This window comes from Streptomyces sp. NPDC005266 (assembly GCF_040607655.1).
Lineage (GTDB): Bacteria > Actinomycetota > Actinomycetes > Streptomycetales > Streptomycetaceae > Streptomyces.
In genome coordinates, this window is record NZ_JBEXHC010000022.1 from 1 (window position 1) to 25,093 (window position 25,093).

Below are 25,093 nucleotides of genomic sequence, written 5' to 3' on the forward strand. Positions count from 1 at the left end.
TCGCGGGCGAAGGCGAGGACCTCCTCGGCGCCGGAGACGGGGTCGGGGGTGCCGGCGACCAGGGGGGCTCCGGCGCGCTGGGCGATGTGGCGGGCGGCGACCTTGTCCCCGAGGTCGCGGATGGCCTGGGGCGGGGGGCCGATCCAGGTCAGGCCGGCGTCCAGGACGGCCTGGGCGAAGTCGGCGTTCTCGGAGAGGAATCCGTAGCCGGGGTGGATGGCGTCGGCGCCGGATTCGGCTGCCGCGGCCAGGACTTTCGCCTGGTCGAGATAGCTGGCCGCCGGTGTGTCACCGCCCAGCGCATAGGCTTCATCGGCCGCGCGCACATGCACAGCGTCCCGGTCCGGATCGGCGTATACGGCAACGCTCGCGATCCCGGCATCCCGGCAGGCACGGGCAACACGGACAGCGATCTCGCCACGGTTGGCGATGAGCACCTTGCGCACGATGGCTCCCTCCTCGAAACAAGCCGAGTTTAGGTACAGGCGACACCTCGCGCCGAGAAGACCTCGGGCGTGAGCTTGACCACACGGAGCGTGAACCCTGCGGCGAGCAGACCGCCGAATCCCCCGTCGCTCCACCGTACGCCCGGTTTTCCGCCCTGCGGCGGCGTCCGCGATGTGGGCAACGTCTCTGCCTCACGGTGCTGCGGTGCTCCGGGTTTCTTTGTGGAGTCCCTACTAACGAGGGGCGGAAACTTTGCCGCGTGGTCCTGCCCGTGGGAGGTGCGGGACGAGCTGAGTGCGCACCCCTTGTCCATGGGCATACTCGTTAGTAGCGTGCTTCGACGTCGATGTGGAAGAGGGTGGGCGGCGTGGCGCGCAGACCAGTGGCCGCAGTTGCGGCTGTGATGCTGATGCTGGAAGCAGTCGGCATAGCGCTGCTGAACTGGATCCTGGGTCTGGTCGTGGACCGGCAGCAGATGTCCATGGGCGGCCTCGACACCGACGCGATGTCCGTCGGCACCTGGGTGGCGGGCGGCGTCTTCGGGCTCTATCTGCTGAGCTGCGGCGTGGTGCTGCTGCGCACCGCCGTGCGCGACCGCGCCCCGGGCCGCTTCGGCCGCATTCTGCTCATCACGTGTGCCGTGGCGCACGGGCTGTTGGGCGCGTTCTCGGTCGGCCTGGTGGGCTGGCCCGCGTTCGCGTTTCTGATGGTGGTGTTGGGGCTGATCGTGCTCGGCCTGATGGCGTACGAGGCCGAGACCGCCGTCGCCGAAACCCCCGCCGCGGAGGCCGGGGGTGGCGGACAGGACGCCCCCAGCCCCGCGTGAACCACCCGGTTCCGTCAGGTCTCTGGTCGGCCCACAGGTCTCTGGTCGGCCCACAGGTCACGCGGAGGCCGGGGGTGGCGGACAGGACGCCTCCAGCCCGCGTGAACCGCCCGGTCCCGTCAGGTCTCTGGTCGGCTCACAGGTCACGCGGAGGCCGGGGGTGGCGGACAGGACGCCCCCAGTCCCGCGTGAACCACCCGGTTCCGTCAGGTCTCTGGTCGGCCCACAGGTCACGCGGAGGCCGGGGGTGGCGGACAGGACGCCCCCAGTCCCGCGTGAACCACCCGGTTCCGTCAGGTCTCTAGTCGGCCCACAGGTCGGTGATCCCCACGCCCACCTCGGCCAGCAGCCGGCGCAGCAGCGGCAGCGACAGCCCGATCACGTTCCCGGCGTCGCCCTCGATGCCGTCGATGAACGGCGCCGAGCGGCCGTCCAGGGTGAACGCGCCCGCCACATGCAGGGGTTCACCGCTCGCCACATACGCCGCGATCTCGGCGTCGGTCGGCTCGCCGAAGCGGACCGTGGTGGACGCGGTGGCCGACGTACGGCTGCCGCTCGCCGTGTCGATCACACAGTGCCCGGTCCGCAGCACCCCGGACCGGCCGCGCATCGCCTTCCACCGCGCGGTGGCCTCCTCGGCGTCCGCCGGCTTCCCGAGCGCCTGACCGTCGAGCTCCAACACCGAGTCGCACCCGACGACCAGCGCCCCGGCCGCCTCCAAAAGCCCGGCCACGGCGCCCGCCTTGGCCTCCGCCAGCACCCGGGCCAGCTCGGCGGGTGTCTGGGCGCTGAGCGCGTCCTCGTCCACTCCGCTGACTATCACCTCGGGTGCGAGCCCCGCCTGCCGCAGCAGCTTGAGGCGGGCGGGGGAGGCGGAGGCGAGAATCAGGGTGCGCTGCGCAGTCATGCGCCCCAGAGTATGCGGTCTCCCGCGGTCGGGGCCGTCCCCTGGGCCCTGGGCCGTCATGGCCGCAGGGTCAGACGTCATGGCCGCAGGGTCAGCAGACAGAGGGCGATCATCACCGAGATCGCCAGGAGCATGCGGGCACGCCGGAGCATGGCCTGGGCCCGCCGCAGTTCCTCTGGCGGCTCATCGGGCGGCTCGGACCACAGCATGGGACCGATGGTGAGGCCGGCGACGCGGTCGCGCCTGAGTACGCGTACTCAGGCGCGACCGTGCGAAGGACTTATCCGTCAGGCGGGCCAGTACGTCGTGCGCCACGCCTTGGGGCCGGGCTGCGGGACCCGGCGGCTGGGGAGGGTGCGGGCCGGATCGGACCACTCCTGCGGTACGCCCTCGCCCTGCGCGACGGCCGCGGCGGCCGCCGCGCGGGCCTGTACTACCGCGAGTGCGGCGGCCAGCTCCTCTGGGGTGGGATTGCCCCGGACGATTCGGATCATGGAAACAGCCCTTCCTAGAGGGGGATGTTGCCGTGCTTCTTGGGGGGCAGCGACTCGCGCTTGTTCCGCAGGGTGCGCAGCCCCCGGACGATGTGGCGGCGGGTGTCGGAGGGCATGATCACCGCGTCGACGTAGCCGCGCTCGGCCGCGGTGTAGGGGTTGAGCAGCGTGTCCTCGTAGTCCGCGATGAGTTCGGCGCGGGTGGTCTCCGGGTCGTCGGAGGCCGCGATCGTCCGGCGGTGCAGGATGTTGACGGCTCCCTGGGCGCCCATGACCGCGATCTGGGCGGTCGGCCAGGCCAGGTTGAGGTCGGCGCCCAGATGCTTGGAGCCCATGACGTCGTAGGCGCCGCCGAACGCCTTGCGGGTGATGACGGTGATCAGCGGGACCGTGGCCTCGGCGTAGGCGTAGATCAGCTTGGCGCCGCGCCGGATGATGCCGTTGTACTCCTGGTCGGTGCCGGGCAGGAAGCCGGGCACGTCCACGAAGGTCAGCACGGGCAGGTTGAAGGCGTCGCAGGTGCGCACGAAGCGCGCGGCCTTCTCCGAGGCGTCGATGTCCAGGCAACCGGCGAACTGCATCGGCTGGTTGGCCACGATGCCCACCGGGTGGCCCTCGACCCGGCCGAAGCCGGTGATGATGTTGGGCGCGAAGAGCGACTGCGTCTCCAGGAACTCGTTGTCGTCCAGGATGTGCTCGATCGCCTTGTGCATGTCGTACGGCTGGTTCGCCGAGTCCGGGATGAGCGCATCGAGCTCCCGGTCCTCGTCCGAGATCTCCAGATCGGCCTCGTCGGGGAAGGCCGGGGGCTCGGAGAGGTTGTTGGACGGGAGATAGGACAGCAGCGTCTTGACGTACTCGATGCCGTCCTTCTCGTCACCGGCCATGTAGTGCGCGACACCCGAGGTGGTGTTGTGGGTGCGGGCGCCGCCCAGCTCCTCGAAGCCCACGTCCTCACCGGTGACCGTCTTGATCACATCCGGTCCGGTGATGAACATGTGCGAGGTCTGGTCGATCATCACGGTGAAGTCGGTGATCGCCGGGGAGTAGACCGCGCCGCCCGCGCAGGGGCCGACGACCAGGCTGATCTGCGGAATCACCCCGGAGGCATGGGTGTTGCGGCGGAAGATCTCGCCGTACATGCCGAGCGAGACCACGCCTTCCTGGATGCGGGCGCCACCGGAGTCGTTGATGCCGATGACCGGGCAGCCGGTCTTCAGCGCGAAGTCCATGACCTTGACGATCTTCTCGCCGAACACCTCCCCGAGCGCCCCGCCGAAGACGGTGAAGTCCTGGGAGAACACGGCCACCGGGCGGCCGTCTACCGTGCCGTAGCCGGTGACGACGCCGTCCCCGTAGGGCCGGTTCTTCTCGATGCCGAAATTGGTCGAACGGTGCCGTGCGAACTCGTCGAGCTCGGTGAAGGACCCCTCGTCGAGGAGGAGGTCGATCCGTTCGCGCGCGGTCAGCTTGCCCTTGGCGTGCTGCTTCTCCACCGCCCGCGCGGAGCCCGCGTGGGTCGCTTCTTCGATGCGGCGCTGCAGGTCCGCGAGCTTCCCCGCGGTGGTGTGACGGTCTGGAATCTCGGGGGCGATCTCCGGCTCGGACATCGGGATGCGGCTCCTGCTCGTCCTGGGGGTGGGTTCAGGGGAATTTCAGGGAAGAGACGGGGTCGATAGGGGATACGGACCGGTCGATGCGGGTGTTGCGCTGGCTGGGCTACCGGCACGTAGCGTATCGGCGGGATCGCGTGGCGGCAGTGCGTCGTTGGCCACACCTCCTGACCCTAGGCTGACCCGTATGACGCCTTCTGACACCCCTGGGAGCCCCGGCGATCCGAGCGGCCCCTGGTCCGACCTGGAGCGACCGCCGCTGAACGGAGCCGCGCTGCGCCGTGGGCTGGTGCGCCCCGGCGGGCTGTGGACCGAGATCGAGGTGGTCCGGGCGACCGGCTCGACCAATACGGATCTGGTGACCCGGGCCGCGGCCGGAGCCCCCGAGGGCACGGTGCTCATCGCCGAGGAGCAGACCTCCGGGCGTGGCCGGCTCGACCGCACCTGGACGGCCCCGCCCCGGTCCGGGCTGTTCTTCTCCGTCATCCTGCGGCCGACGGGGGTGCCCGTGGAGCGATGGGGGTGGCTGCCGCTGCTCGCCGGGGTCGCCGCCGCCGGGGCGCTGAGCCGGACGGGGGGCGTGGACACGGCGCTGAAGTGGCCGAACGACCTGCTGGTCACGGTCGCGGGCGAGGAGCGCAAGTTCGGCGGGATCCTCGCCGAACGGTCCGGTGACGCGGTGGTCATCGGCGTCGGGCTGAACGTCTCCCTGCACGCCGACGAGCTCCCGGTCCCCACGGCCGGGTCGCTGGCCCTCGCGGACGCGATCTCCACCGACCGCGATCCGCTGCTGCGCGCCGTACTACGGTCGATCGAACAGTGGTACGGGGAGTGGCGCCGCTTCGAGGGCGACCCCGGCGCCAGCGGGCTGCAGGAGGCATACGCGGCGGGCTGTGCGACCTTGGGACGCCGGGTCCGCGCGGAGCTGCCGGGCGACCGGGAGCTCGTCGGCGAGGCGGTCGCGATCGACGGCGACGGACGGCTGGTACTGGCCTCGGAGGGCGGGGTGCAGGAGCCGGTGTCCGCCGGTGACATCGTGCATCTACGCTCCGTACCGAGGGACGAATGACCTTCGAAGTGGAGAGTGAGCTACGGCACACCTGACGTATCGTTGTCGCGGTCGGTCCAGTTCGGAGCGGCCGCGGCCGAGCAGGACCCGTCAGATGCGGCCTGGCCGGAACCGAACCGGAAGAGGGAACGTAAGGGCAGTGCGCAGGGATCGGACAGGGGGCGGGCGGTGACCGCCGACGACACGGGTTCCGGCACGGCCGACGAGCGCGAGCCGTCGGAGGAGGCCGCGCGGGAGGGTGCCGCTCAGCAGGACGGCGCCGTACGGGACACCGGGGCGGGGGAACAGCCCGGTGCCGAGGCCGACGACGAGACCGCCCCGGACCCCATCGCGCTCCGGCTGGAGCAGCTCATCCTCGGTGCCGAGCGGCGCTACACCCCCTTCCAGGCCGCCCGCAGCGCCGGCGTCTCGGTCGAGCTGGCCACCCGCTTCTGGCGGGCGATGGGCTTCGCCGACATCGGCCAGGCCAAGGCGCTCACCGAGGCCGATGTGCTGGCGCTGCGCCGGCTGTCCGGTCTGGTCGAGGCCGGGCTGCTGAGCGAGCCGATGGCCATCCAGGTGGCGCGGTCCACCGGCCAGACCACCGCCCGGCTCGCCGACTGGCAGATCGACTCGTTCCTGGAGGGGCTCACCGAGCCGCAGGAGACCGGGATGACGCGCACCGAGATCGCGTATCCACTGGTCGAACTGTTGCTGCCGGAGCTGGAGGAGTTCCTGGTCTACGTCTACCGGCGGCAGCTCGCCGCCGCGACCGGCCGGGTGGTGCAGGCGGCGGACGACGTGGAGATGGTCGACCGGCGGCTGGCGGTCGGCTTCGCGGATCTGGTGAGCTTCACCCGTCTTACCCGGCGCCTGGAGGAGGAGGAGCTCGGCGAGCTGGTCGAGGCGTTCGAGACGACGGCCGCCGATCTGGTGGCCGCGCACGGCGGCCGGCTGATCAAGACGCTGGGTGACGAGGTGCTCTACGCGGCCGACGACGCGGGCATCGCCGCCGAGATCGGGTTGCGGCTGATCGAGACGCTGACCAACGACGAGACCATGCCCGAGCTGCGCGTCGGAATCGCGTTCGGCACGGTCACGACCCGGATGGGCGATGTCTTCGGCACCACGGTCAATCTGGCCAGCCGGCTGACCTCCATAGCCCCCAAGAACGCGGTCCTGGTGGACGGCGCCTTCGCGGAGGAGCTGAGCCGCACGGGGGAGGCCCCGGTGTCGGAGGCGGAGGCCGCGGAGGCGGCCGCCGCGGCGGAGAAGGAGGGCGAGGAGCCGCCCTCGTACCGCTTCGCACTGCAGCCGATGTGGCAGCGGCCGGTGCGTGGACTCGGGGTCGTGGAGCCGTGGCTGCTGAGCCGCCGCGGATGATCCGCACCGCACCTTTTGGGGAAATGCACCGGAATTTCTGAAGTCGAACACGCGGCGGAACGGGGTCGGTTAGCCTACCTGCGCATGATCGACGAGTGGATCTCTGCCAGGAGCACGTGTGAGCGAGCCTGAGGAGTCGGGCGCTGTGCCGGTCCCACCGTCCGGCTGCCCCGCGCACGGCCGAACCGGGCCCGCGCCGCTGCACACCCCGGAGTTCGGCAGGGACCCGTTCGCCGTCTACCAGCGGCTGCGCGAGGCACACGGCCCGCTGGTCCCGGTGGAGCTGGACCCGGGCGTCACCGCCACGCTGTGCGTCGGCTACGACACCGCGCTGGAGATCCTGCGCCGCCCCGAGACGTTCTCCAAGGACCCGCGGCGCTGGCGGGCGGACAACGAGGGCAGGGTGCCCGACACCAGCCACGCCAAGCAGATGATCCGCTACCAGTTGACGGCCACGGCGGCGGACGGCGAGGAGCACCGCCGCTACCGCGCCGCGATCGACGACAGCACCAGCCGTATCGATCCGGGCGCGCTGCGCGGCTATGTCGAGCGCATCGCCGACTCGCTGATCGACCAGTTCATCCGCGCCGGAGAGGCCGATCTGGTCGCCGAGTACGGCGCGCTGCTGCCCCTGCTCGCCCTCGGCGAGCTCTTCGGCTGTCCGCCGGAGATCGCCGACCGGCTGTTCACCGCGGTCGCGCAGTTCTTCGACGGTACGGACGTGGGGTCCGCCGAGCGCGTGATCGCCACGGCGCTCCAGGAGCTGATCGACCGCAAGCGCGCGCAGCCGGGGGCCGACGTCACCTCCTGGCTGATAGCCCACCCCGAGCGGCTCACCGACGAAGAACTGATCGAGCAGCTCGGGCTGCTGATGGCCGTGGGCAGCGAGCCGGTCATCAATCTGATCGGCAACGCCTTGAGGGTGCTGCTCACCGACGAACGCTTCGCGGGCGGGCTCTCCGGCGGCAGCATCCTGGTCGAGGACGCGCTGGACGAGGTGCTGTGGACCGATCCGCCGCTGGCCAACCTCGCGGTGCACTTCCCCCGGCGCGACGTCGACCTCGCCGGCGTACGGCTGCGCGAGGGCGAGCCCATCGTGATCAGCTTCGCCGGGGCCAACCAGGACGCGCTCCGGCGCTCCGACCGCAAGCAGGGCAACCGCGCCCATCTCGCCTTCGGCGCCGGACCGCATACGTGCCCCGGCCGGAGCTCGGCGCGGCTGATCTCCGCCGTCGCCATCGAACGGCTGCTGGACCGGCTTCCCGATGTCGCCCTGGCCACCCCGCCGGAACGCCTGGAGTGGCGGCCGGGCATCTACCAGCGGGGGCTCGTCGCCCTGCCGGTGCGCTTTCCGGTCCTGCGGGAGGAGGCGCCGGTCCCGCGGGAGGAGGCGCCGGTCCTGCGGGAGGACGCCGAGGACAGCGCTCTGGCCGACGGCGCCTGGGGCGCCACCTCGGAGCCCCCCGCAGCTCCTTCGGCCCCGGAGCCCCCCGCAGCTCCTTCGGCCCCGGAGTCCCCGGCTGCCCGGGCTCCGGCTCCGGTCCCCACCTGGGCCGAGGAGGCCGAGCGCGAGGCCGCCGATCCCGGGCGCAGTGCGCGGCCGTCCGTACTGGGCGCGCTGCGGCGCTGGCTCCGACGCCGAAGCCGATAGGGGCGTCGCCGGTTCCGCATCCCGACGTGAGCTGCGATGATCGCTCGCGGCGGGTTCACGGTCGTTAACCGGGAGGGTTCGGATGACTGAGCAGCGGTACGGGGAGTGGGTCGCGGTCCGGCGGGACGGCTTCGTCGCCGAGTTGGTGCTCGACCGGCCCAAGGCCATGAACGCCGTCTCCTCGGAGATGGCCCGCTGTATCACGGCGGCGTGCACGGCGCTCTCGGATGACCCCGAGGTCCGGGCCGTGGTGCTGACCTCCACCCACGAGCGGGCGTTCTGCGTGGGCGCGGATCTCAAGGAGCGGAATTCTCTTTCCGACGCCGAGATGATGCGGCACCGGCCGATCTCCCGCGCCGCCTATACGGCCGTACTGGAGCTTTCGATGCCCGCCATCGCCGCCGTCCACGGCTACGCCCTCGGCGGCGGCTATGAGCTCGCCCTGGCCTGCGACGTCATCATCGCCGACCCCACGGCGGTCGTCGGGCTCCCCGAGGTCTCGGTCGGGGTGATCCCGGGCGGCGGCGGCACCCAGCTCCTGCCGCGCCGGGTGGGCTCCGCCCGCGCCGCCGAGCTGATCTTCTCCGCCCGCCGGGTGGCCGCCCAGGAGGCGCACGAGCTGGGCCTGGTCGACCGGCTGGCGCCCGAGGGGGAGGACCGCACCGAGGCACTGGAGCTGGCCCGGCGCATCGCCGCCAACTCCCCGGTCGGCCTGCGGGCCGCCAAGCGGGCGCTGCGGCTGGGGCAGGGTCTGGACCTGCGGGCCGGGCTGGAAGTCGAGGACGCGGCCTGGCGGACGGTGGCCTTCTCCGCCGACCGGGCCGAGGGCGTGGCCGCCTTCAACGAGAGGCGCCCGCCCAAGTTCCAGGGTCTCGGTTAGCCTCCGGGGCGCCCCGCCCGTCACCCGCCGGCGGCGCGCGCCCGTCACCCGGCGGCGGCGCGGTACTCCCGGACGCGGCTACGGCCGGCGGCCGCGGAAGCGGCGGCGTTCCCGGGCTTGGGGTGCGGGGGTGTCGGCCAGGCGGATGACCGGGTCGTCCGGGCCGCCGTCGCGGCCGGCGACCACCGGCTTGAGGGAGCGGGCGGCCTTGGCCCGGTACTGGGCCGCGTCCGCCAGGCGGAAGAGACGGCGGGCCGAGCGTATGGGGCCGATGGGGTCGCCGGTCGAGGCGATTCCACAGGCGACGCCCTCGCCCATCTCCAGCTCGGTGGCCCTGCGGCACAGCTCGTCGGCGACCCGTACCACCTCGTCCGCCGGGGGGCCGACTCCGAGCAGGCAGAACTCATCGCCGCCCAGCCGCGCCGCCAGGGCCCCCGGAAGCATCGCGCCGCACAGGGAGAGCACCGAGCCGAAACGTTCCAGCAGACGGTCGCCCACCGCGTGCCCGAGGGTGTCGTTGACCCGCTTGAGGCCGTTGAGGTCGCAGACCACCAGGCTCACCACCGTGCCGTGCTCGCGATGCGCCTCCAGCGCCTCGTCCAGCCGTATGTCGACCGCACGCCGGTTGCCCAGACCGGTCAGGGGATCGGTGAAGGCCAGGCGGCGGGCCTCCTCCAGGCGCTCGGTCTGGGCGAGCCCCGCGGCGGTCACCGCGGCCAGGACGGTCGCGAAGTCGGCGTCGTCGCGGTCGAAGACGGGGATCCCGGCCGCCCGCGCCACATACAGCTCTCCCCAGGCCCGCCCGTGCAGCACGATCGGCGCGACCACACAGCTGCCCCGCCCGCGCCGCCGCAGGGCGGCCACGCGCTGATGGCAGTAGGAGGCCGAGCCGCTGCGTCTGCCCTCGGCCGTCTCGACCCAGGCGTGCGGTTCCCCGCCCGCGGCCCATCGCTCGTGCAGAAACTCGGCGATCTCCGGGAAGTCGTGCACCGGGTACGACTCGTCCTCCGGCAGCGGCTCCTCGGCGTTTGTCAGCTCGCCCACGTTCACCAGGACCCGCAGCCGCCCCCGCTCCCGCTCCCACACCGAGACCGCCGCGAACGTGCCGTCGAGGGCGCTCCGCGCGGCCTCGGCGGCGGCGCCCACCGCCTCGCGCGGGGTGTGCGCCGCCGCCATCGCCTGGGCGAGCCCCACCACGGCCCGCAGCCGTCCGTCGAGACCACCGTTGTGCTGTCCGGGCCCCGTGTCCCCGCTGTCCGTCACCACGGCCTCGCATTCCTCACCGCGCGCAGACGCGCGCTCTGTCCTCCAGCGTAAGAATGTCGGGAACAATCCGCTGTGGCCCGTTCACCGCCGGTATCGGCCGGGGCGGTCAAGACGAAACCGGACAGGTGACAGGTCGAGATTCAGATTCTAGGGTTCCTGAATATGGATATGCACTCTGTGGTGGTGGGGACGTCCGGGACGACCGCCGAGGATGTCATCGCCGTGGCGCGCGGCGCCGCGCGGGTCGAGGTGTCGCGGGAAGCGCTGGCGGCCGTGGCCGCCGCGCGGCAGGTGATCGACGATCTGGCTGCCAAGCCCGAGCCGGTGTACGGGGTCTCCACCGGCTTCGGCGCCCTCGCCGTACGCCACATCAGCCCCGACCTCCGCGCCCGGCTGCAGCGCAACATCGTCCGGTCGCACGCCGCCGGGATGGGCCCCCGGGTGGAGCGCGAGGTGGTGCGGGCACTGATGTTCCTGCGGCTCAAGACGCTCGCGTCCGGCCGCACCGGCGTACGTCCCGTCGTGGTGGAGACCATCGCCGCGGTCCTCAACGCGGGGATCACCCCCGTGGTGCACGAGTACGGCTCCCTCGGCTGCTCCGGCGACCTCGCGCCGCTCTCGCACTGTGCGCTCACCCTGATGGGCGAGGGTGAGGCCGAGGGGCCCGACGGGGCGGTGCGGCCCGCCGCCGAGCTGCTGGCCGAGCACGGCATCGAGCCGCTCGAGCTGCGGGAGAAGGAGGGGCTCGCGCTGCTCAACGGCACGGACGGGATGCTCGGCATGCTGATCATGGCCTGTGCCGATCTCGCCCGGCTGTTCACCGTCGCCGATGTGACAGCCGCGCTGTCGCTGGAGGCGCTGCTGGGGACGGACCGGGTGCTGGCGCCCGAGCTGCATGCCATCCGCCCGCATCCGGGCCAGGCGGCGAGCGCGGCCAACATGGCGCGGGTGCTGGCCGGTTCCGGGCTGACCGGGCATCACCAGGACGATGCGCCGCGCGTCCAGGACGCGTACTCGATCCGCTGCGCGCCCCAGGTCGCGGGCGCCGGCCGGGACACGCTCGCGCACGCCCGGCTGGTCGCCGACCGCGAGCTGGCCTCCGCCGTGGACAACCCGGTGGTCCTCCCCGACGGCCGGGTGGAGTCGAACGGCAACTTCCATGGGGCGCCCGTCGCCTACGTGCTGGACTTCCTCGCCGTCGCCGCCGCCGATCTCGCCTCGATCGCGGAGCGCCGCACCGACCGGCTGCTGGACAAGAACCGCTCCCATGGGCTGCCGCCCTTCCTGGCGGGCGACCCGGGTGTGGACTCCGGTCTGATGATCGCGCAGTACACCCAGGCGGCGCTGGTGAGCGAGATGAAGCGGCTCGCGGTGCCCGCCTCGGTCGACTCCATCCCGTCCTCCGCGATGCAGGAGGACCACGTCTCCATGGGCTGGTCGGCGGCGCGCAAGCTGCGGACGGCGGTGGACAACCTGTCCCGGGTGCTGGCGGTCGAGCTGGTCGCGGCGGCCCGCGGGCTGGAGCTGCGCGAGGGGCTGGTGCCCGCGCCCGCGAGCCGTGCGGTGCTGGCGGCGGTGCGGCGGGCGGGGGTCGAGGGGGCGGGTGAGGACCGCTACCTGGCGCCGGATCTGGCGGCGGCGGAGGCGTTCGTACGGTCCGGAAAGCTGGCCGAGGCCGTGGAATCGGTGACGGGCCCGCTCGCCTGAGCACAGCGGGGCGGCCGCCGGGCGGCCGCCGGGGCCGGTCAGCGGGCGGGCGCCGGGACGGGTCAGCGGGTGGCCGCCGGGGCCGGTCAGCGGGTGATCAGTACGCCTCCGGGCGGGTACGCCGCACGGAGGCGGTCACCATCGCGACCCCCAGGCCCACGAAGGCCGTCCCGCCGACGAGGTACGGGGTGACGTCCACACTGCCGGTGTCGGCGAGGTTCTCGCCGGGGACCGCGTCGGCTCTGGGGCCGGCCGCCCCGGACCGCGTCGGCGGGTGGCCGCCGGGGGCCGGTCAGCGGGTGATCAGTACGCCTCCGGGCGGGTACGCCGCACGGAGGCGGTCACCATCGCGACCCCCAGGCCCACGAAGGCCGTCCCGCCGACGAGGTACGGGGTGACGTCCACACTGCCGGTGTCGGCGAGGTTCTCGCCGGGGACCGCGTCGGCCCTGGGGCCGGCCGCCCCGGACCGCGAGGAGGTCTGGGACGAGGTCGACGAGATCGACGAGATCGATGACGCTGCCCCGGGCCGCTCCACCGTCGCGTTGGCGGAGGGCACGAACCACAGACCGCACAGCAGCGAACCGGCAGCGGCGGCGGTCAGCAGCGGTCGGCGTGCGGACACAACGGCATCCTCCTTGCGGCTGCGGCAAATTGACCCCGTGCGCCCGATCGTAGTGACAAGTGCGGGTCGTACGGAAGCGAGACCGATCGGCCGCCTACCCTCCGACGCATGACGAGTACCGAGACATCTCCATTTGTCCGGCTTCGCGTGGAGCTCGTGTTGGAGATCACCGACCCGGGCGAGCTACGGCGGACGGCGTACGAGCGGATCGAGGGCGACGCGGGCATGCCGGTCGAGGAACGGGGCCATGCGCGGATCACCGCCGAGTCGGACGAGGCGGAGGCGCTGGCCTATCTGATCGACCCGTTCGACCTCGTGGACGAGGTGGCGGGGGTCGAGCTGGCCCAGGCGTCCTGGAGCTGTGAGCGGATCGACTACGACCCCGGCGCGGCGGAGTGGACGGACGAATTCGTCGACGACATGGACGACGAGGAAGAGTGAGCCGTACGGGTCCGGGTACCGGCGGGCCATAGGCTTGACCGGTGCCTTTGCTAAGTGGCCTTGCGCACAGTTTTACTGTGCGAGGAACCGGCCAAAAGGTACAGGCGTTCTTGTGAGATAGGTCCGGGGTTTCTGGGTTCCAGATCAGGTCCAGGTCAAATGGAGAAGCGTGTGATGACGGACGGCAAGCGCCGCAAGGGGCTGGTGGCCGCGGCCGCCGTGCTCGGCGGCGTACTGACTCTCGCTGCTTGTGGCGGGGACGGTGACGGCGGCAGCGACGGCAAGAACGACGGTCACGGCAAATCGCAGTCGCAGGTGGACGAGGCGGCGGCCAAGGACGCGTCGGATGCCCGCATCAAGATCACGCCGAAGGCCGGTGCGACCAACGCGGGTATCAACCGTGACACCAAGGTCACCGTCAGCGGCGGCAAGCTCACCTCGGTCACGATGACCGCCGCCGAGACCGGCACCACGGTCCCCGGCTCCATATCGTCCGACGGCAAGACCTGGAAGCCCAACGGCCAGCTGGAGCGGTCCACCCAGTACAAGATCTCCGCATCGGCCAAGGACTCCGACGGCCGCAAGGCCACGGAGAACTCGTCCTTCACCACCGTCTCGCCCTCCAACAGCTTCATCGGCAACTTCACGCCGGAGGACGGCTCGACGGTCGGCGTGGGCATGCCGGTCTCGATCCGGTTCGACAAGTCGGTGACCGACAAGAAGGCCGTCGAGTCGCACATCAAGGTCTCCTCCAGCAGCGGCCAGCAGGTCGTCGGTCACTGGTTCGACGGGACGCGGCTGGATCTGCGCCCGAAGGACTACTGGAAGGCCAACTCGAGCGTCACCATGAAGCTCGACCTGGACGGCGTCGAGGCGTCTCCGGGGGTCAAGGGCGTCCAGGAGAAGACCGTCACCTTCAAGATCGGCCACTCACAGGTCTCCACGGTGGACGCCGCGGCCAAGACGATGAAGGTCGTGCGCGACGGCAAGCCGCTCAAGACCATCAAGATCTCGGCGGGCAGCCCCGACAACACGACGTACAACGGTCAGATGGTGATCTCCGAGAAGTTCAAGGAGACCCGGATGAACGGTGCGACGGTCGGCTTCACGGACGACGACGGCAAGGGCGAGTACGACATCAAGGACGTGCCGCACGCGATGCGCCTGTCCACCTCGGGCACCTTCATCCACGGCAACTACTGGGGTGCCAAGTCCATCTTCGGCAACGTCAACACCAGCCACGGCTGTGTCGGCCTGTCGGACACCAAGGGCGCCGGCGACCCCAACACGGATGGCGCCTGGTTCTACAAGAACTCCCAGATCGGCGACGTCGTCGTCGTGAAGAACTCCAAGGACAGGACCGTCCAGCCGGACAACGGCCTCAACGGATGGAACATGGACTGGAACGAGTGGGTGGCCGGAAGCGCCCTCGGCGCCTGACGCCCCCTCTCCTCACCACCGCCGGGCGGCGGTCGGCCCCGAAGGCCGGCCGCCGCCCGGCGCGTTTCCCCCACGCCGGCTCCATTGCCCGCGAACGGCCCCCACCTGGGGCGATCCGCGCCGAGTGGCGGGCGGGCCGGACTGGGGGAAGGGTGGTACGAGCGGGTGGTTCCGTCCGGCGCCGGGCCGGGCGGGCGGCAGCCGGGAGGTCGTTATGCCCGAGGTCACGTCCTACCAGCCCGGAACGCCCTGCTGGATCGATCTGATGGTCCCCGATCAGCAGGCCGCCATCGACTTCTACTCCGGGCTGTTCGGCTGGACCGGGGAGATCGGACCGCCGGAGACCGGCGGCTATGCGACCTGCACCCTCAAGGGCAAGCCCGTCGCGGGGATCATGGAGGCCCAGATGGTGGAGGGCCAGGTCGCGCCGCCGACCGTATGGACCACGTACTTCTGCTCCGCCGACGCCCAGGCCACCTCGGAGGCGATCAGCCGCAGTGGCGGCACCGTCCTGCTCCCGGTCATGGACGTGATGGACCTCGGGCGCATGCTGGTGGCCGCCGACCCCACCGGGGCCGTCTTCGGCGGCTGGCAGCCGCTGAAGTTCGCCGGCGCGGGGATCGTCAATGAACCGGGGGCCCTGATCTGGAACGAGCTCAACACCACCGACCGGGAGGCGGCCTCGGCGTTCTACGCGGACGCGCTCGGTATCCAGAGCACCCCGATGGAGGGCGCCGAGGGGTACTTCGCGCTCTCCGTGGACGGCCACACGGTCGGCGGGCTCCAGCCGCTGCCCGAGGGCACGCCGCCCGATGTCCCCTCGCACTGGCTGGTCTACTTCGCGGTCGAGGACGTGGACGCGACGGCCGACAAGGTCACCATCGCGGGCGGAAGGGTACTCCGGCCGCCGCATGACATGATCGCGGGCCGGATGGCGGTCGTGAAGGACCCGCAGGGCGCGCCGTTCGCCGTCATCGCCCCGAAGCCGATGAGCTAGCCGGACGAGCCGGGGACCGAAGCCGATGAGCCGGCCGGACGAGCCGGGGACCGAAGCCGATGAGCCGGCCGGACGAGCCGGGGACCGCTACTGCCGCTTGAGGACGAAGTAGCCGGACGTCGAGCCGAGGAGCCCGTACCGGGCGTCTGGATGCAGCTGCCGGGCGTAGTCGGCCACCTGCCGCGCGGTGCGCTCCGGCGGCTCCTGCAGGGCTATGTACTCCGGCTCGACGCCTCGCGTGGCCCCGACCCACAGGACCCGGCAGCGGCTGGTGAGCCGGCTTATCGGCCCGACGTTGGCCTCGACGGTCGCCCCGCCCGGGATCCGGTCCAGCAGCCGCTCCACCGCGCCGACCGTCGCCGGCTTGTCGTACGTCGGCTTCTCGGTCAGGCCGTACAGCGGCAGCGAGGAGGTCAGCGCCAGGGCCGCGCCGCAGACCGCGGCGGGCAGCTGGCGGGAGTACGCCGCGAGCCAGCCCCGGCGGCTGTCGCGGCCACGGTCGAGCGCGTCGACCAGGGCCAGGAGGACGACCGGCATCAGCACCGCGCTGTAGTGCCAGTCCGTGCCCCAGTAGTGCTCCTCGTGGGAGACGAAGCGCCAGCCGAGGGTGGGCACGGCGACCAGCAGCAGCGGGGAGCGCAGCGCGAGCAGACCGGTGGTCGGCAGCAGCGTCCACGCCAGGGTGCGCAGTGCGGTGTCGAGGGGGATGGTGGCGGTCTGCCCGCCGCCGCTGGAGACCTTCTCCCAGTAGTCGTACCCGCCCGCGCCGTTGAACTCCGGGATGATGACGCCGAGCGCCAGGGCCGAGGCCAGGACGCCGAAGCCCATGAGGGCGGCCGCGAGCGGGGCGACGCGCGGCTGGTGCTCGCGCTCGCGCCAGGCGCGGAGCAGGATGACGGCGCCGATCGCGGCGACGGTGGCGCCCATGTCCTCCTTGACGAAGACCAGCGGGGCGGCCCACAGCATCGCCGCGTACCAGCGCCCGCGTATGACCGCTTCGAGGGAGAAGGCGATCAGCGGGACGGCGAAGCAGATCTCGTGGAAGTCGAAGTCGACGGCGCGCTGGATCCCCCACGACAGCCCGTACGCGACGCCGATCGCGACCCCCCGGCCGCGCCCCAGCAGATGGGTGGCGACCCGGGTGACGGGGACGGCGGAGACCGCGAAGAGCGCCGCCTGCGCCACCAGCAGGGTGACCGGGCCGGGGAAGAGCCGGTAGAGGGGGCCGAGCAGCGCCGTGACGGGGCTGAAGTGATCGCCGAGGATATTGGCGCCGGGGCCCTTGAGATCGGCGACGGGGGCCTGAAGGTTGGCGTACGCCCGTATCGCCTGTTCGAAGATGCCCAGGTCCCAGGACATGGTGGCCATACGGCGGTAGCGGCAGACCGACAGCGTCGCGTAGGCGGCGAAGAGGGCGAGGGCCAGCCAGTACGGGTCGAGGCGCGGATGACGCAGCGCGGCCGCTCGGACAAGGAGCCGGGTGCGGTCCGTGGCGGCGGTGGCCCTCTCGGCGGTAGTGCCGGGCGAGGCTGCTGCTGCCGTATCCATCCAGGGTCCTTATCGTGTGGGCGGTCTGTGCGAAAAGATACGCGAAGGGGGTGGGTAGGTTGCAGGGGCGGTTTCGTATACCGGGGCGGGGTTTTTCCGTCGCGCTCGCCGCGCTGCTGGCCGTCACCGGATGTCAGCCCGGTGGCAAGGGCGAGCACGGCAGCGGCGAAGGCAGGCCGTCCGGGCCCGCGCTCGCGGCTGTGAGCTCGCTCACGGTCAAGGGGCGGGCGCCCAGGACGGGTTATGAACGGAGCGAGTTCGGCAGCTCCTGGGTCGACACCGATGACAACGGCTGCGGTACCCGCGACGACATCCTCAAGCGGGATCTGGCCGGGGCCCGATTCCGCGACGGCCACTGCCTGGTGACCTCGGGCACGCTCACCGACGATCCGTACACGGGCCGCAGCGTGCGGTTCGTACGGGGCCACAGCAAGGTCGACATCGACCATGTGGTGGCGCTGTCGGACGCCTGGCAGAAGGGCGCCCAGAAATGGGACCGGGACAAGCGCGTCGCGTTCGCCAATGACCTTATGTTGGCTGCGTAGGTGTCTCATGCTGATGTGTCTCAGGGGCCGGGCAGCCGACTGCGAGGTCGTGTCTCACGCGGAATCTGTTCCGGCTCGGTGGCTGGCGGAAGGGCGGGGAAGTGACGGGACGGATGATCCGGGCTGCTCGTGGCAGGGCCACCAGCTGTGTCGTGCTGGTACTCGGGGCAGCGCTGACCGGCTGCGCGGGGAACGACCTCTCCAGTGGGAGTGGCACACCGGAGGGCGGCTCGTCGGCCTCGGAAGGGCACGGAAGCAGTCCTCTGGCCGATCCGGACGGCACGAAGCCCGGGCTGGCGTCGATCTCCTCCGAGAAGGACAGGGCGACGGCGCGTGCACTGATCTCCAAGCTGTCCACCAAGGGGCGGGGAGCGAAGACCGGGTACGACCGTGACAAGTTCGGGTACGCCTGGATGGACACGGCGGACGGCGTGCCGCTGGCACGGAATGGCTGTGACACGCGGAACGACTTGCTGAAACGCGATGGTCAGGAGGTCAGGTTTCGGGCCGGTTCGGACTGCGTGGTCGTGTCAATGCGCCTGTATGACCCGTACACGGGCAAGGACATCTCCTGGAAGAAGACGAAGGCCGCCGAGGTACAGATAGACCACGTGGTGCCGTTGTCGTACGCCTGGCAGATGGGTGCCGCACGATGGGACAAGCAGAAGCGGCAGCGACTGGCGAACGACGTCCTCAATCTGCTGCCGGTCTCGGGCTCCACGAACTCGGCCAAGGGGGACTCGGGACCCGCGTCTTGGCTGCCGCCCAGTAAGACGATTCGGTGCTCGTACTCGGTGCGGTTCGCGCAGGCGGCGGAGAAGTACGAGCTACCTGTGACGGCGGCGGACAAGAGCACGATGCTTCGCCAATGCGGAGGCTGAACGGGGCCGAGAGGCCGGCTCGGGACGCTGATCGCGACCGGATAGGTTCGGGCCGTGGCTGATAACTGGCGAATGGACCGGATCGGGAGCGCTCTGCGGGGCGAGAACCCCGCTGTGCTGAGGCGCTTGACCGCGGGATTCGCAGTGATCGGCGATGTGCAGTTCCTGCCGGGTTACTCGGTGCTTCTAGCGGATGATTCGGAGGTGGAGAGACTGTCTGACCTGCCCAGAGCCAAGCGGCTGTCGTTCTTGTCCGACATGGACCAGCTCGGAGAGGCAGTCGAGCGGGCTTGCAGACGTCTGGACACGGAGTTCCGCCGGATCAATCTGGAGATCCTGGGCAATACCGACGGCTTTCTGCATGCGCATGTGTGGCCACGGTTCAACTGGGAGCCAGCCGACTTGGTGAGCCGGCCGGTTTGGCTCTACGCCCGCGACAGATGGACGGACGAGCAGTTTGCACTCGGTCCTCAGCATGAGCCGCTGCGCGAGGCGATCGGGGTCGAGCTGGATCGGCTGTCCGCGGCGAACCGATAAGTGGGCGGAGCAAGGGCGGTGTTCGCAGCGGTGCTCTGCGAGGTCATGTCTGTTCGGAAGCCGCCCCGGTGGGCGTGGACGAGCAGTTGGCGGACGTACCGCTGGTTCCGGCTGGGCGGGAGCTCGTCCAGCAGCTCGTGTGTGAGCGCGTGGCCTTCTGTAACGAGTCGGGCAAAAAGCTTGGTGTTCGGGCTTTCCTTGATCCACTGGATGGCGGGGAACGGTGAGGGAGCGTGCGTCAGCGCGTCCGCGAGCGGTCTCAGCTGCTCAGCGATGGTGCCGTCGGGCCCGGCCAGCAGGGCATTGACCCGCTCGGCGAGGACACAGTGAGCGCATCGGCCGCGGCTGTGGGGATTGCCGGCCCGGCCGTACTGGCGGCAGCTGTAGTCGGCGGTGAAGCCGACGCAGGGCCCGCAGACCTCGGCGCCCTGGTCGTCTCGTGGGATCAGCGGCTGGACTGCGCCGCAGAAGTACGGGGTGTGGGTGACGCGCGCCGAGAAGGACGCGATGCGGCGGGTGCTCGGCCGCTGCCCGAAAACCGAACTGCCCGCGCGCTCCGGCGCCCCTCAGGCCCGGTAGTAGAATTTTTGCTCATGTCGAAACCCGATGAGCTGCTCGTCGATATCGCCGCCATGGTGGAGTCGGAGCAGAGCAACCAGATGTCTCTCACCGTGGTTGTCCAGGGCACGGTCATCACCGGCCGGCTGGCCCCGGAGGCCGTGTGGAGGCAGCGCGTGGCCGAGGTGCTGCAGGAGTCGGAGCGGCTGGCGCCATTCGCCGACCTTTTCACCTCCGCCGCCGAGGAATCCCGCTCTTCGGACCGGAGCGGGCCGCCCACGCACCTGTATTTCCATGTCGCGCGGATCCTGCAGGGGAGCGTCGGCATTCCCGAGACCGGCGGAATGTATCGCGTCGCCATCGCGGACGTCGGCGCCTGGACCGTGGGCGACTTCAGCTATTCCGACCACTGAGGACCGGCGCCTCGGCCTGGGCGAGAGGACCGCAACGACGAGGGCCCCGGCCGCATCGGCCGGGGCCCTCGTCGTTCGGCTGCCGACCGAAGAGCTCAGGGGGAGGTCAGGAGGAGAGGACGAGGACTCCCAGGGCGTACCCGTCGTCGTCGACCACCGGTGAGGCACGCAGCGTGCGCTCGCGCATCCTGACTTCCGCCTCGCTCACCGTCGTCAGGGGCGAGGTGAACGGTCCCCGGTCGTGCGTGATGTCCCGCAACCTGGTGTCCTCGGTGTACCAGGAGGTTCCGCGGTGGGCGTTCAACTGGGCGTGGGCCACCAGCCCGGTGCACCGGCCGTCCTCGTCACGGAGGAGGAGATGGTCGGCGCGGGCGCCCATCAGGACGGACAGGGCCACATCCAGGAACATGTCGTCCCCGACCTGAGGTCCGGGCGGGGCCATGGCGTCGTCGGCTGTCCGCTGGGAGCAGCTCGTCGGGCGGGGATGGGGGTGAACCGTCGTCAAGGGGAGCCTCCGGGAAGTGGTGGTCCAACGATCCGTGCGGGCGGGACCGGTCCGCGGGTTACGCGGCCGAGCCGAGGGGGTACTGCCGCCGCGAGGCCCCTGACGCCGTCCGGGACGATGTCGCCGTCCGGGACGATCCGGCGGCCCGGCGGGCCTGGGCCGGGCGGCTGCGCCGTCCTCGCGAGGAGGAGCCGCCGCGCTTGGCGCGTTCGACGACCGGCGCGGCGATGGTGACGGGGACACCGGAGGGCGCCTGAGCGCCGGTGATGCGGCTCAGTTCGGCCTCACCGGAGCGGACCTGGGTGGTCTGCGGGGTGATGCCGGCAGCGCTCATGAGGCGGGTCATCTCGCGGCGCTGGTTCGGCAGGACGAGGGTGACGACGACGCCGGACTCGCCGGCGCGGGCGGTGCGGCCGCCGCGGTGCAGGTAGTCCTTGTGGTCGTTGGGCGGGTCCACGTTGACGACCAGGTCGAGGTTGTCCACGTGGATGCCGCGGGCGGCGACGTTGGTGGCCACCAGCACCGTGACCTCGCCGGTCTTGAACTGGGCGAGGGTGCGGGTGCGCTGGGGCTGGGACTTGCCGCCGTGCAGCGCGGCGGCGCGGACACCGCTGCTCAGCAGGTGCTTGGTGAGCTTGTCCACCGCGTGCTTGGTGTCGAGGAACATGATCACCCGGCCGTCGCGGGCGGCGATCTCCGTGGTCGTGGCGTGCTTGTCGGCGCCGTGGACGTGGAGCAGGTGGTGTTCCATCGTGGTGACGGCGCCGGCCGAGGGGTCGACGGAGTGGACGACCGGGTCGGTCAGGTAGCGCCGGACCAGGAGGTCGACATTGCGGTCCAGGGTGGCCGAGAAGAGCATCCGCTGTCCTTCGGGCCGCACCTGGTCGAGCAGGGCGGTGACCTGGGGCATGAAGCCCATGTCGGCCATCTGGTCCGCCTCGTCCAGCACGGTGATGGCGACCTGGTTCAGGCGGCAGTCACCGCGGTCGATGAGGTCCTTGAGCCGTCCGGGGGTCGCGACGACCACCTCGGCTCCGTCCCGCAGGGCTTTGGCCTGACGGCCGATCGACATGCCGCCGACGACGGTGGCCAGCCGCAGCCTCAGCGACCGGGCGTAGGGGGCGAGCGCGTCGGTGACCTGCTGGGCCAGCTCCCGGGTCGGGACCAGGACCAGCCCCAGGGGTCGGCGGGGCTCGGCCCGTTGTCCGGCGGTACGGGCCAGCAGGGCCAGGCCGAAGGCGAGGGTCTTGCCGGAGCCGGTGCGTCCACGGCCCAGAACATCGCGGCCCGCCAGGGAGTTGGGCAGCGTGGCGGCCTGGATCGGGAACGGCACGGCCATGCCTTCCGCGGTCAGCGACGTCAGCAGCGCGGGCGGCATGTCCAGCGCGGCGAAGGTTTCGGCAGGGGGCAGAGCGGGGGTGAGGGTGACGGGCAGGGCGAATTCTCCCTGCCGCGCGGCGGGACGCCGGCTGTTCCCGCCGGAGCGGTAGCGGGCGGAGGAGCGGTTGTTCGTACGGGGTGTGCGGTTCACGCGGAACCTTCCTCGATGCGGCACGTCGAGGAATTCCCGGCAGCGATGAGCCGCGCACAGAAGAATCGCAAGGACGAACCGAAGAAACAGGTAAATCGAAGTGGGGCGCGAAGAGATGGCCCCATCGTGTCGAAAGACGATCGGCATGCGCCCTCGGACGGACGCGCACGATGCCGGATCGGATGGGCGGCCCATTGTCCTGCCGCGCCGCATGGCGCCGGCACACCGGACGGGCTGCCCTGCGCCGCTCATGCCGCCGTCACGGCGCGCACGAGGGGGTCGCAGAGGAATCAACGAGCCTGGGGCCCGCACCCTAGGTGCGGGCCCCAGCTTCGCGTTGGGTGTTGGGCGTCAGGCGGGAAGGATGTTCTCCGCCTGCAGGCCCTTCTGGCCCTGGGTGACGTCGAAGGTCACCTTCTGGCCCTCCTGCAGCTCACGGAAGCCCTGGGTGGCGATGTTCGAGTAGTGGGCGAAGACGTCAGCGCCGCCACCGTCCTGCTCGATGAAGCCGAAGCCCTTTTCCGCGTTGAACCACTTCACGGTTCCATTAGCCATGTCATATCTCCTTCTGGCAATTCTCGGATCCCACACTCTGCGGATCCCGCGTCGCCGCGATGATTGCCCTCTCCGGAAATACACCGGGCACAAAAGTGCTCCCGCCGTGTACGACGGTGGGAGCGCTTGAAGTCTCTGGGAACCACAACTGCAACTGATAACGACAGTAGCACGGCATACGGCGCCGTGCACGGTACTCGATCCGCGTCATTGGCGGGCATAAAAAACCTTGCCGCGCCCGTGGGTATTTCTGTAGTTGCGGTGTCAGATATTCGGCATCGGCGAGGGGGCAGAGGGAGGCCGCCGGGAAACCGAAAATCGGCGGGCCGGTGGGAGGACGGCCCCGCCCCGACCCCGCAGCGCGTGCCGACCGACGGGCGGCCGCCCGCCCTGCGGCGATCCCGGGCCTCTTGCTCCGACGATCCCGGGCCTCTTGCTCCGACGGAGGGAAATCTGCACCGGCCGAGGTAGACATCCGCGATCGTTGCCACTAGGGTTTCTCTCGTAGCCAACGAGGTCGATCAGGCGCGGCAGAGACGAACTGCCGCGAGTGGTACCCGGCGCGGCGGTGAGCCGCCGCGCACGAGGCCGCGCATGAGGATGACAGCGGTATCGGCCAGATCAGTGAGAGAAGCAGGAGAGGAGGAGACGCCATCGGGATCGCCCGAGCACGGACCTGGTCCGCTCGGGTACCGCAGACCCCGGATTGGAAGGTGGTCCCCGGTCACGCAGTCGCGATCCCCGCACCCCGCCCGCCGGGCGGCACGCGGAAACAGAAGGCCGGCGCACGGCGCCGGTAGATGGTGTTGAAACTCTCGGGGCCCTGGTGCCATATGGCACCAGGGCCCCCTGACGCGTCCCCAGAGAGGTGCAATGACGTCACAGCCCCACGAGCGCGCCGACGACAGATTCGATGACGACGACTACCCCGCCTACACCATGGGCCGGGCGGCGGAGATGATCGGCGCCACCCCCGCCTTCCTGCGGGCGGTCGGCGAGGCCCGTCTCATCGTCCCCCTGCGCTCCGAAGGCGGCCACCGCCGCTACTCCCGCTACCAGCTGCGCATCGCGGCGCGCGCTCGTGAACTGGTCGACCAGGGCACCCCGATCGACGCCGCCTGCCGCATCATCATCCTCGAGGACCAGCTGGAAGAAGCCCAGCGGATCAACGAGGAACTGCGGCGCCGCGGCTAGCCGCCGAGCTTGTCGAGGTCGACGATGTCCCCGGTGGGGGCCTTGGCGTCGACGGGCCGGTCGAAGTCGCCGAACCGCAGCGTGCCGGGCTCCTTACCGCCCTTGGTCACCAGCTTGAGAAGGTACGGCTTGCCCTGGGTGGCGACATACAGGGTGTACGTCTCGTCGCCGTCCTTCTCCACCACCGTGATGGCCGGCTGCCCGTCGACGGTGGTGGCCTTGCCCTTGCGCGCGGCCGTGTCGCCGGTGACGAACCCGGCGAGCAGCTCGTCCGAGTCGCACATGCCGGTGAGGTCCTTGGCGTCCGCGCCGGAGGCGTCGGTCCTGGTCCAGCGGTCACCGATCATCTTGGCCGCGGCGGCCCCGTCCTTCCCGCCCTGTTCCCGCCAGAAGGCCGCGTCGTACTTCATATAGGCCGTGCCGCCGGTCTTGATCAGCCGCACGCTGCCGTCGCCGCCCATGGACATGGTGCCGGCGCAGTCGCCCTTGCTGTCCGAGGACATGTGGTACTTCATGGCGCCGCCGTCGACGATCCCGTCGAGGTCGACGGTGATGGCGGACGCCGACTTCGTCGTCCGGATGGCCTTGTTGGCGATCTGCGGACCCGTCAGCCCGGCGACCCCGGTGGGGGCGGGGGAGGCGGATGCCTTCTTGGCGCCGGCGTCGTCGGTGCCGCAGGCCGTAAGGGCGAGGGCGGTGGCGGCGCACAGCGCCGCCAGGGTCGTGGTGGAGCGCATCAGCCCGTCTTCTTCCAGTTCTTGCAGCCGTTGGTCTTGAAATAGGTGTTGTCGGCACCGATGGTCACGATGGCCTTCTGGCCCGATGCCTTGGACGTGGTCCCCGAACCACCGTCGGCGGACGAGGCCTTGGTGTCCGTGCCGCCGTTCTCGCCGTCGCCGTTGTGACCGCCTCCCGCGACGCCACCGAGGGTGATGACGGCGACCAGCGCGCAGGTGCCGGTGCCGGTGCCGGTGCCGGTGAGCACCTTGTGGCGGGCGAACCGGTTCTGCTGCTGGGACATGACGGATGGGCACCTTTCAGGCGTTGGAGGAGGCTCCGTGAACCGACGCGTTAATAAGAGCAGACACAGTGAACCGAGTCA

General features: G+C 70.9%; 26 protein-coding genes and 1 pseudogene. 14 read left to right on the top strand and 13 right to left on the bottom strand.

Annotated elements, in window-relative coordinates; genetic code table 11:
• Positions 1 to 446: biotin carboxylase N-terminal domain-containing protein (locus tag ABZU99_RS28825; protein ID WP_356228046.1), on the bottom strand; the 446-nt coding region annotated here is incomplete at its 3' end.
• 368 nt (positions 447 to 814) lie between these two features.
• Here ABZU99_RS28825 and ABZU99_RS28830 point away from each other — a divergent pair.
• The gene (locus tag ABZU99_RS28830) at positions 815 to 1,273 is read left to right on the top strand and encodes a hypothetical protein (RefSeq protein WP_356050508.1); all 459 of its coding nucleotides are present in this window, start codon (positions 815 to 817) and stop codon (positions 1,271 to 1,273) included.
• Between the two features lie 301 nt (positions 1,274 to 1,574).
• Here ABZU99_RS28830 and ABZU99_RS28835 read toward each other — a convergent pair whose 3' ends face one another.
• The 4 genes from ABZU99_RS28835 to ABZU99_RS28850 all read right to left on the bottom strand — a co-directional run bounded on the left by ABZU99_RS28835 (position 1,575) and on the right by ABZU99_RS28850 (position 4,284).
• Entirely contained in the window at positions 1,575 to 2,180 is a 606-nt protein-coding gene (locus tag ABZU99_RS28835; protein ID WP_355955342.1) for a nucleoside triphosphate pyrophosphatase, read from the bottom strand.
• A 77-nt stretch (positions 2,181 to 2,257) separates the two neighbouring features.
• Positions 2,258 to 2,389 (bottom strand): hypothetical protein, encoded by a 132-nt coding sequence (locus tag ABZU99_RS28840; protein WP_355955340.1) that lies wholly within the window; start codon positions 2,387 to 2,389, stop codon positions 2,258 to 2,260.
• Between the two features lie 78 nt (positions 2,390 to 2,467).
• A complete protein-coding gene (locus tag ABZU99_RS28845; protein WP_356048286.1) occupies positions 2,468 to 2,674 on the bottom strand; it encodes an acyl-CoA carboxylase epsilon subunit in 207 nt (68 codons plus the stop codon).
• 14 nt (positions 2,675 to 2,688) lie between these two features.
• Positions 2,689 to 4,284, bottom strand: a complete 1,596-nt coding sequence (locus ABZU99_RS28850; protein ID WP_355950288.1) for an acyl-CoA carboxylase subunit beta — start codon at positions 4,282 to 4,284, stop codon at positions 2,689 to 2,691.
• A gap of 190 nt (positions 4,285 to 4,474) precedes the next feature.
• On the opposite strand from ABZU99_RS28850, the gene ABZU99_RS28855 reads away from it, so the two are divergent.
• The 4 genes from ABZU99_RS28855 (at position 4,475) to ABZU99_RS28870 (ending at position 9,249) form a co-directional block, all read left to right on the top strand.
• Positions 4,475 to 5,356, top strand: a complete 882-nt coding sequence (locus ABZU99_RS28855; RefSeq protein ID WP_356048288.1) for a biotin--[acetyl-CoA-carboxylase] ligase — start codon at positions 4,475 to 4,477, stop codon at positions 5,354 to 5,356.
• A gap of 168 nt (positions 5,357 to 5,524) precedes the next feature.
• Positions 5,525 to 6,718, top strand: coding sequence for an adenylate/guanylate cyclase domain-containing protein (locus ABZU99_RS28860; RefSeq protein WP_356048290.1), 1,194 nt, complete (start codon positions 5,525 to 5,527; stop codon positions 6,716 to 6,718).
• A gap of 118 nt (positions 6,719 to 6,836) precedes the next feature.
• On the top strand, positions 6,837 to 8,369 hold the full coding sequence (locus tag ABZU99_RS28865; RefSeq protein ID WP_356048292.1) for a cytochrome P450: 1,533 nt from the start codon (positions 6,837 to 6,839) through the stop codon (positions 8,367 to 8,369).
• A gap of 82 nt (positions 8,370 to 8,451) precedes the next feature.
• Positions 8,452 to 9,249 carry an enoyl-CoA hydratase-related protein gene (locus ABZU99_RS28870; protein WP_356048294.1) on the top strand — a complete coding sequence of 266 codons (798 nt, stop codon included), beginning with the start codon at positions 8,452 to 8,454 and terminating at the stop codon, positions 9,247 to 9,249.
• A gap of 78 nt (positions 9,250 to 9,327) precedes the next feature.
• Here ABZU99_RS28870 and ABZU99_RS28875 read toward each other — a convergent pair whose 3' ends face one another.
• A complete protein-coding gene (locus ABZU99_RS28875) occupies positions 9,328 to 10,425 on the bottom strand; it encodes a GGDEF domain-containing protein (protein ID WP_355950526.1) in 1,098 nt (365 codons plus the stop codon).
• A 252-nt stretch (positions 10,426 to 10,677) separates the two neighbouring features.
• On the opposite strand from ABZU99_RS28875, the gene hutH reads away from it, so the two are divergent.
• Complete coding sequence (hutH, locus tag ABZU99_RS28880) at positions 10,678 to 12,222, top strand: histidine ammonia-lyase (RefSeq protein ID WP_356048296.1); 1,545 nt, start codon at positions 10,678 to 10,680, stop codon at positions 12,220 to 12,222.
• A 303-nt stretch (positions 12,223 to 12,525) separates the two neighbouring features.
• Here hutH and ABZU99_RS28885 read toward each other — a convergent pair whose 3' ends face one another.
• Positions 12,526 to 12,846 (bottom strand): hypothetical protein, encoded by a 321-nt coding sequence (locus ABZU99_RS28885; protein WP_355950305.1) that lies wholly within the window; start codon positions 12,844 to 12,846, stop codon positions 12,526 to 12,528.
• A gap of 108 nt (positions 12,847 to 12,954) precedes the next feature.
• Here ABZU99_RS28885 and ABZU99_RS28890 point away from each other — a divergent pair, with 108 nt between their 5' ends.
• From ABZU99_RS28890 to ABZU99_RS28900, 3 genes are all read left to right on the top strand, one after another.
• Positions 12,955 to 13,287 (top strand): hypothetical protein, encoded by a 333-nt coding sequence (locus tag ABZU99_RS28890; protein WP_355950308.1) that lies wholly within the window; start codon positions 12,955 to 12,957, stop codon positions 13,285 to 13,287.
• A 159-nt stretch (positions 13,288 to 13,446) separates the two neighbouring features.
• Entirely contained in the window at positions 13,447 to 14,727 is a 1,281-nt protein-coding gene (locus ABZU99_RS28895; protein ID WP_355950311.1) for an Ig-like domain-containing protein, read from the top strand.
• A 214-nt stretch (positions 14,728 to 14,941) separates the two neighbouring features.
• Positions 14,942 to 15,724, top strand: a complete 783-nt coding sequence (locus tag ABZU99_RS28900) for a VOC family protein (protein ID WP_356048299.1) — start codon at positions 14,942 to 14,944, stop codon at positions 15,722 to 15,724.
• An 87-nt stretch (positions 15,725 to 15,811) separates the two neighbouring features.
• Here ABZU99_RS28900 and ABZU99_RS28905 read toward each other — a convergent pair whose 3' ends face one another.
• Positions 15,812 to 17,272, bottom strand: a complete 1,461-nt coding sequence (locus ABZU99_RS28905; RefSeq protein WP_356048301.1) for a DUF2079 domain-containing protein — start codon at positions 17,270 to 17,272, stop codon at positions 15,812 to 15,814.
• Positions 17,273 to 17,349: 77 nt separating this feature from the next.
• Between ABZU99_RS28905 and ABZU99_RS28910 the strand changes: the two are divergent.
• The 4 genes and pseudogenes from ABZU99_RS28910 to ABZU99_RS28925 form a co-directional block, all read left to right on the top strand.
• Positions 17,350 to 17,799, top strand: a pseudogene (locus tag ABZU99_RS28910) (HNH endonuclease family protein); the annotation flags it as partial.
• Positions 17,800 to 17,969: 170 nt separating this feature from the next.
• The gene (locus ABZU99_RS28915; protein WP_356048303.1) at positions 17,970 to 18,698 is read left to right on the top strand and encodes an HNH endonuclease family protein; all 729 of its coding nucleotides are present in this window, start codon (positions 17,970 to 17,972) and stop codon (positions 18,696 to 18,698) included.
• A gap of 54 nt (positions 18,699 to 18,752) precedes the next feature.
• Positions 18,753 to 19,235: a diadenosine tetraphosphate hydrolase gene (locus tag ABZU99_RS28920; protein WP_356048305.1), complete on the top strand. Its 483-nt coding sequence runs from the start codon at positions 18,753 to 18,755 to the stop codon at positions 19,233 to 19,235.
• A 593-nt stretch (positions 19,236 to 19,828) separates the two neighbouring features.
• The gene (locus ABZU99_RS28925; protein WP_355950323.1) at positions 19,829 to 20,206 is read left to right on the top strand and encodes a hypothetical protein; all 378 of its coding nucleotides are present in this window, start codon (positions 19,829 to 19,831) and stop codon (positions 20,204 to 20,206) included.
• A 106-nt stretch (positions 20,207 to 20,312) separates the two neighbouring features.
• On the opposite strand, the gene ABZU99_RS28930 is transcribed toward ABZU99_RS28925, so the two are convergent.
• The 3 genes from ABZU99_RS28930 to ABZU99_RS28940 form a co-directional block, all read right to left on the bottom strand.
• Positions 20,313 to 20,711: a CBS domain-containing protein gene (locus ABZU99_RS28930; protein WP_355950326.1), complete on the bottom strand. Its 399-nt coding sequence runs from the start codon at positions 20,709 to 20,711 to the stop codon at positions 20,313 to 20,315.
• 58 nt (positions 20,712 to 20,769) lie between these two features.
• The gene (locus tag ABZU99_RS28935; protein ID WP_356048307.1) at positions 20,770 to 22,242 is read right to left on the bottom strand and encodes a DEAD/DEAH box helicase; all 1,473 of its coding nucleotides are present in this window, start codon (positions 22,240 to 22,242) and stop codon (positions 20,770 to 20,772) included.
• Between the two features lie 351 nt (positions 22,243 to 22,593).
• A complete protein-coding gene (locus ABZU99_RS28940; protein ID WP_355847077.1) occupies positions 22,594 to 22,797 on the bottom strand; it encodes a cold-shock protein in 204 nt (67 codons plus the stop codon).
• Positions 22,798 to 23,670: 873 nt separating this feature from the next.
• On the opposite strand from ABZU99_RS28940, the gene ABZU99_RS28945 reads away from it, so the two are divergent.
• The gene (locus ABZU99_RS28945) at positions 23,671 to 23,991 is read left to right on the top strand and encodes a MerR family transcriptional regulator (RefSeq protein WP_355950331.1); all 321 of its coding nucleotides are present in this window, start codon (positions 23,671 to 23,673) and stop codon (positions 23,989 to 23,991) included.
• On the opposite strand, the gene ABZU99_RS28950 is transcribed toward ABZU99_RS28945, so the two are convergent.
• Complete coding sequence (locus ABZU99_RS28950) at positions 23,988 to 24,728, bottom strand: hypothetical protein (protein ID WP_356048310.1); 741 nt, start codon at positions 24,726 to 24,728, stop codon at positions 23,988 to 23,990. The two genes, ABZU99_RS28945 and ABZU99_RS28950, sit on opposite strands and share 4 nt — an antisense overlap.
• Positions 24,728 to 25,012, bottom strand: coding sequence for a hypothetical protein (locus tag ABZU99_RS28955; protein ID WP_356048312.1), 285 nt, complete (start codon positions 25,010 to 25,012; stop codon positions 24,728 to 24,730). The genes ABZU99_RS28950 and ABZU99_RS28955 overlap by 1 nt, the downstream gene beginning before the upstream one ends.
• Positions 25,013 to 25,093 lie beyond the last annotated feature (81 nt).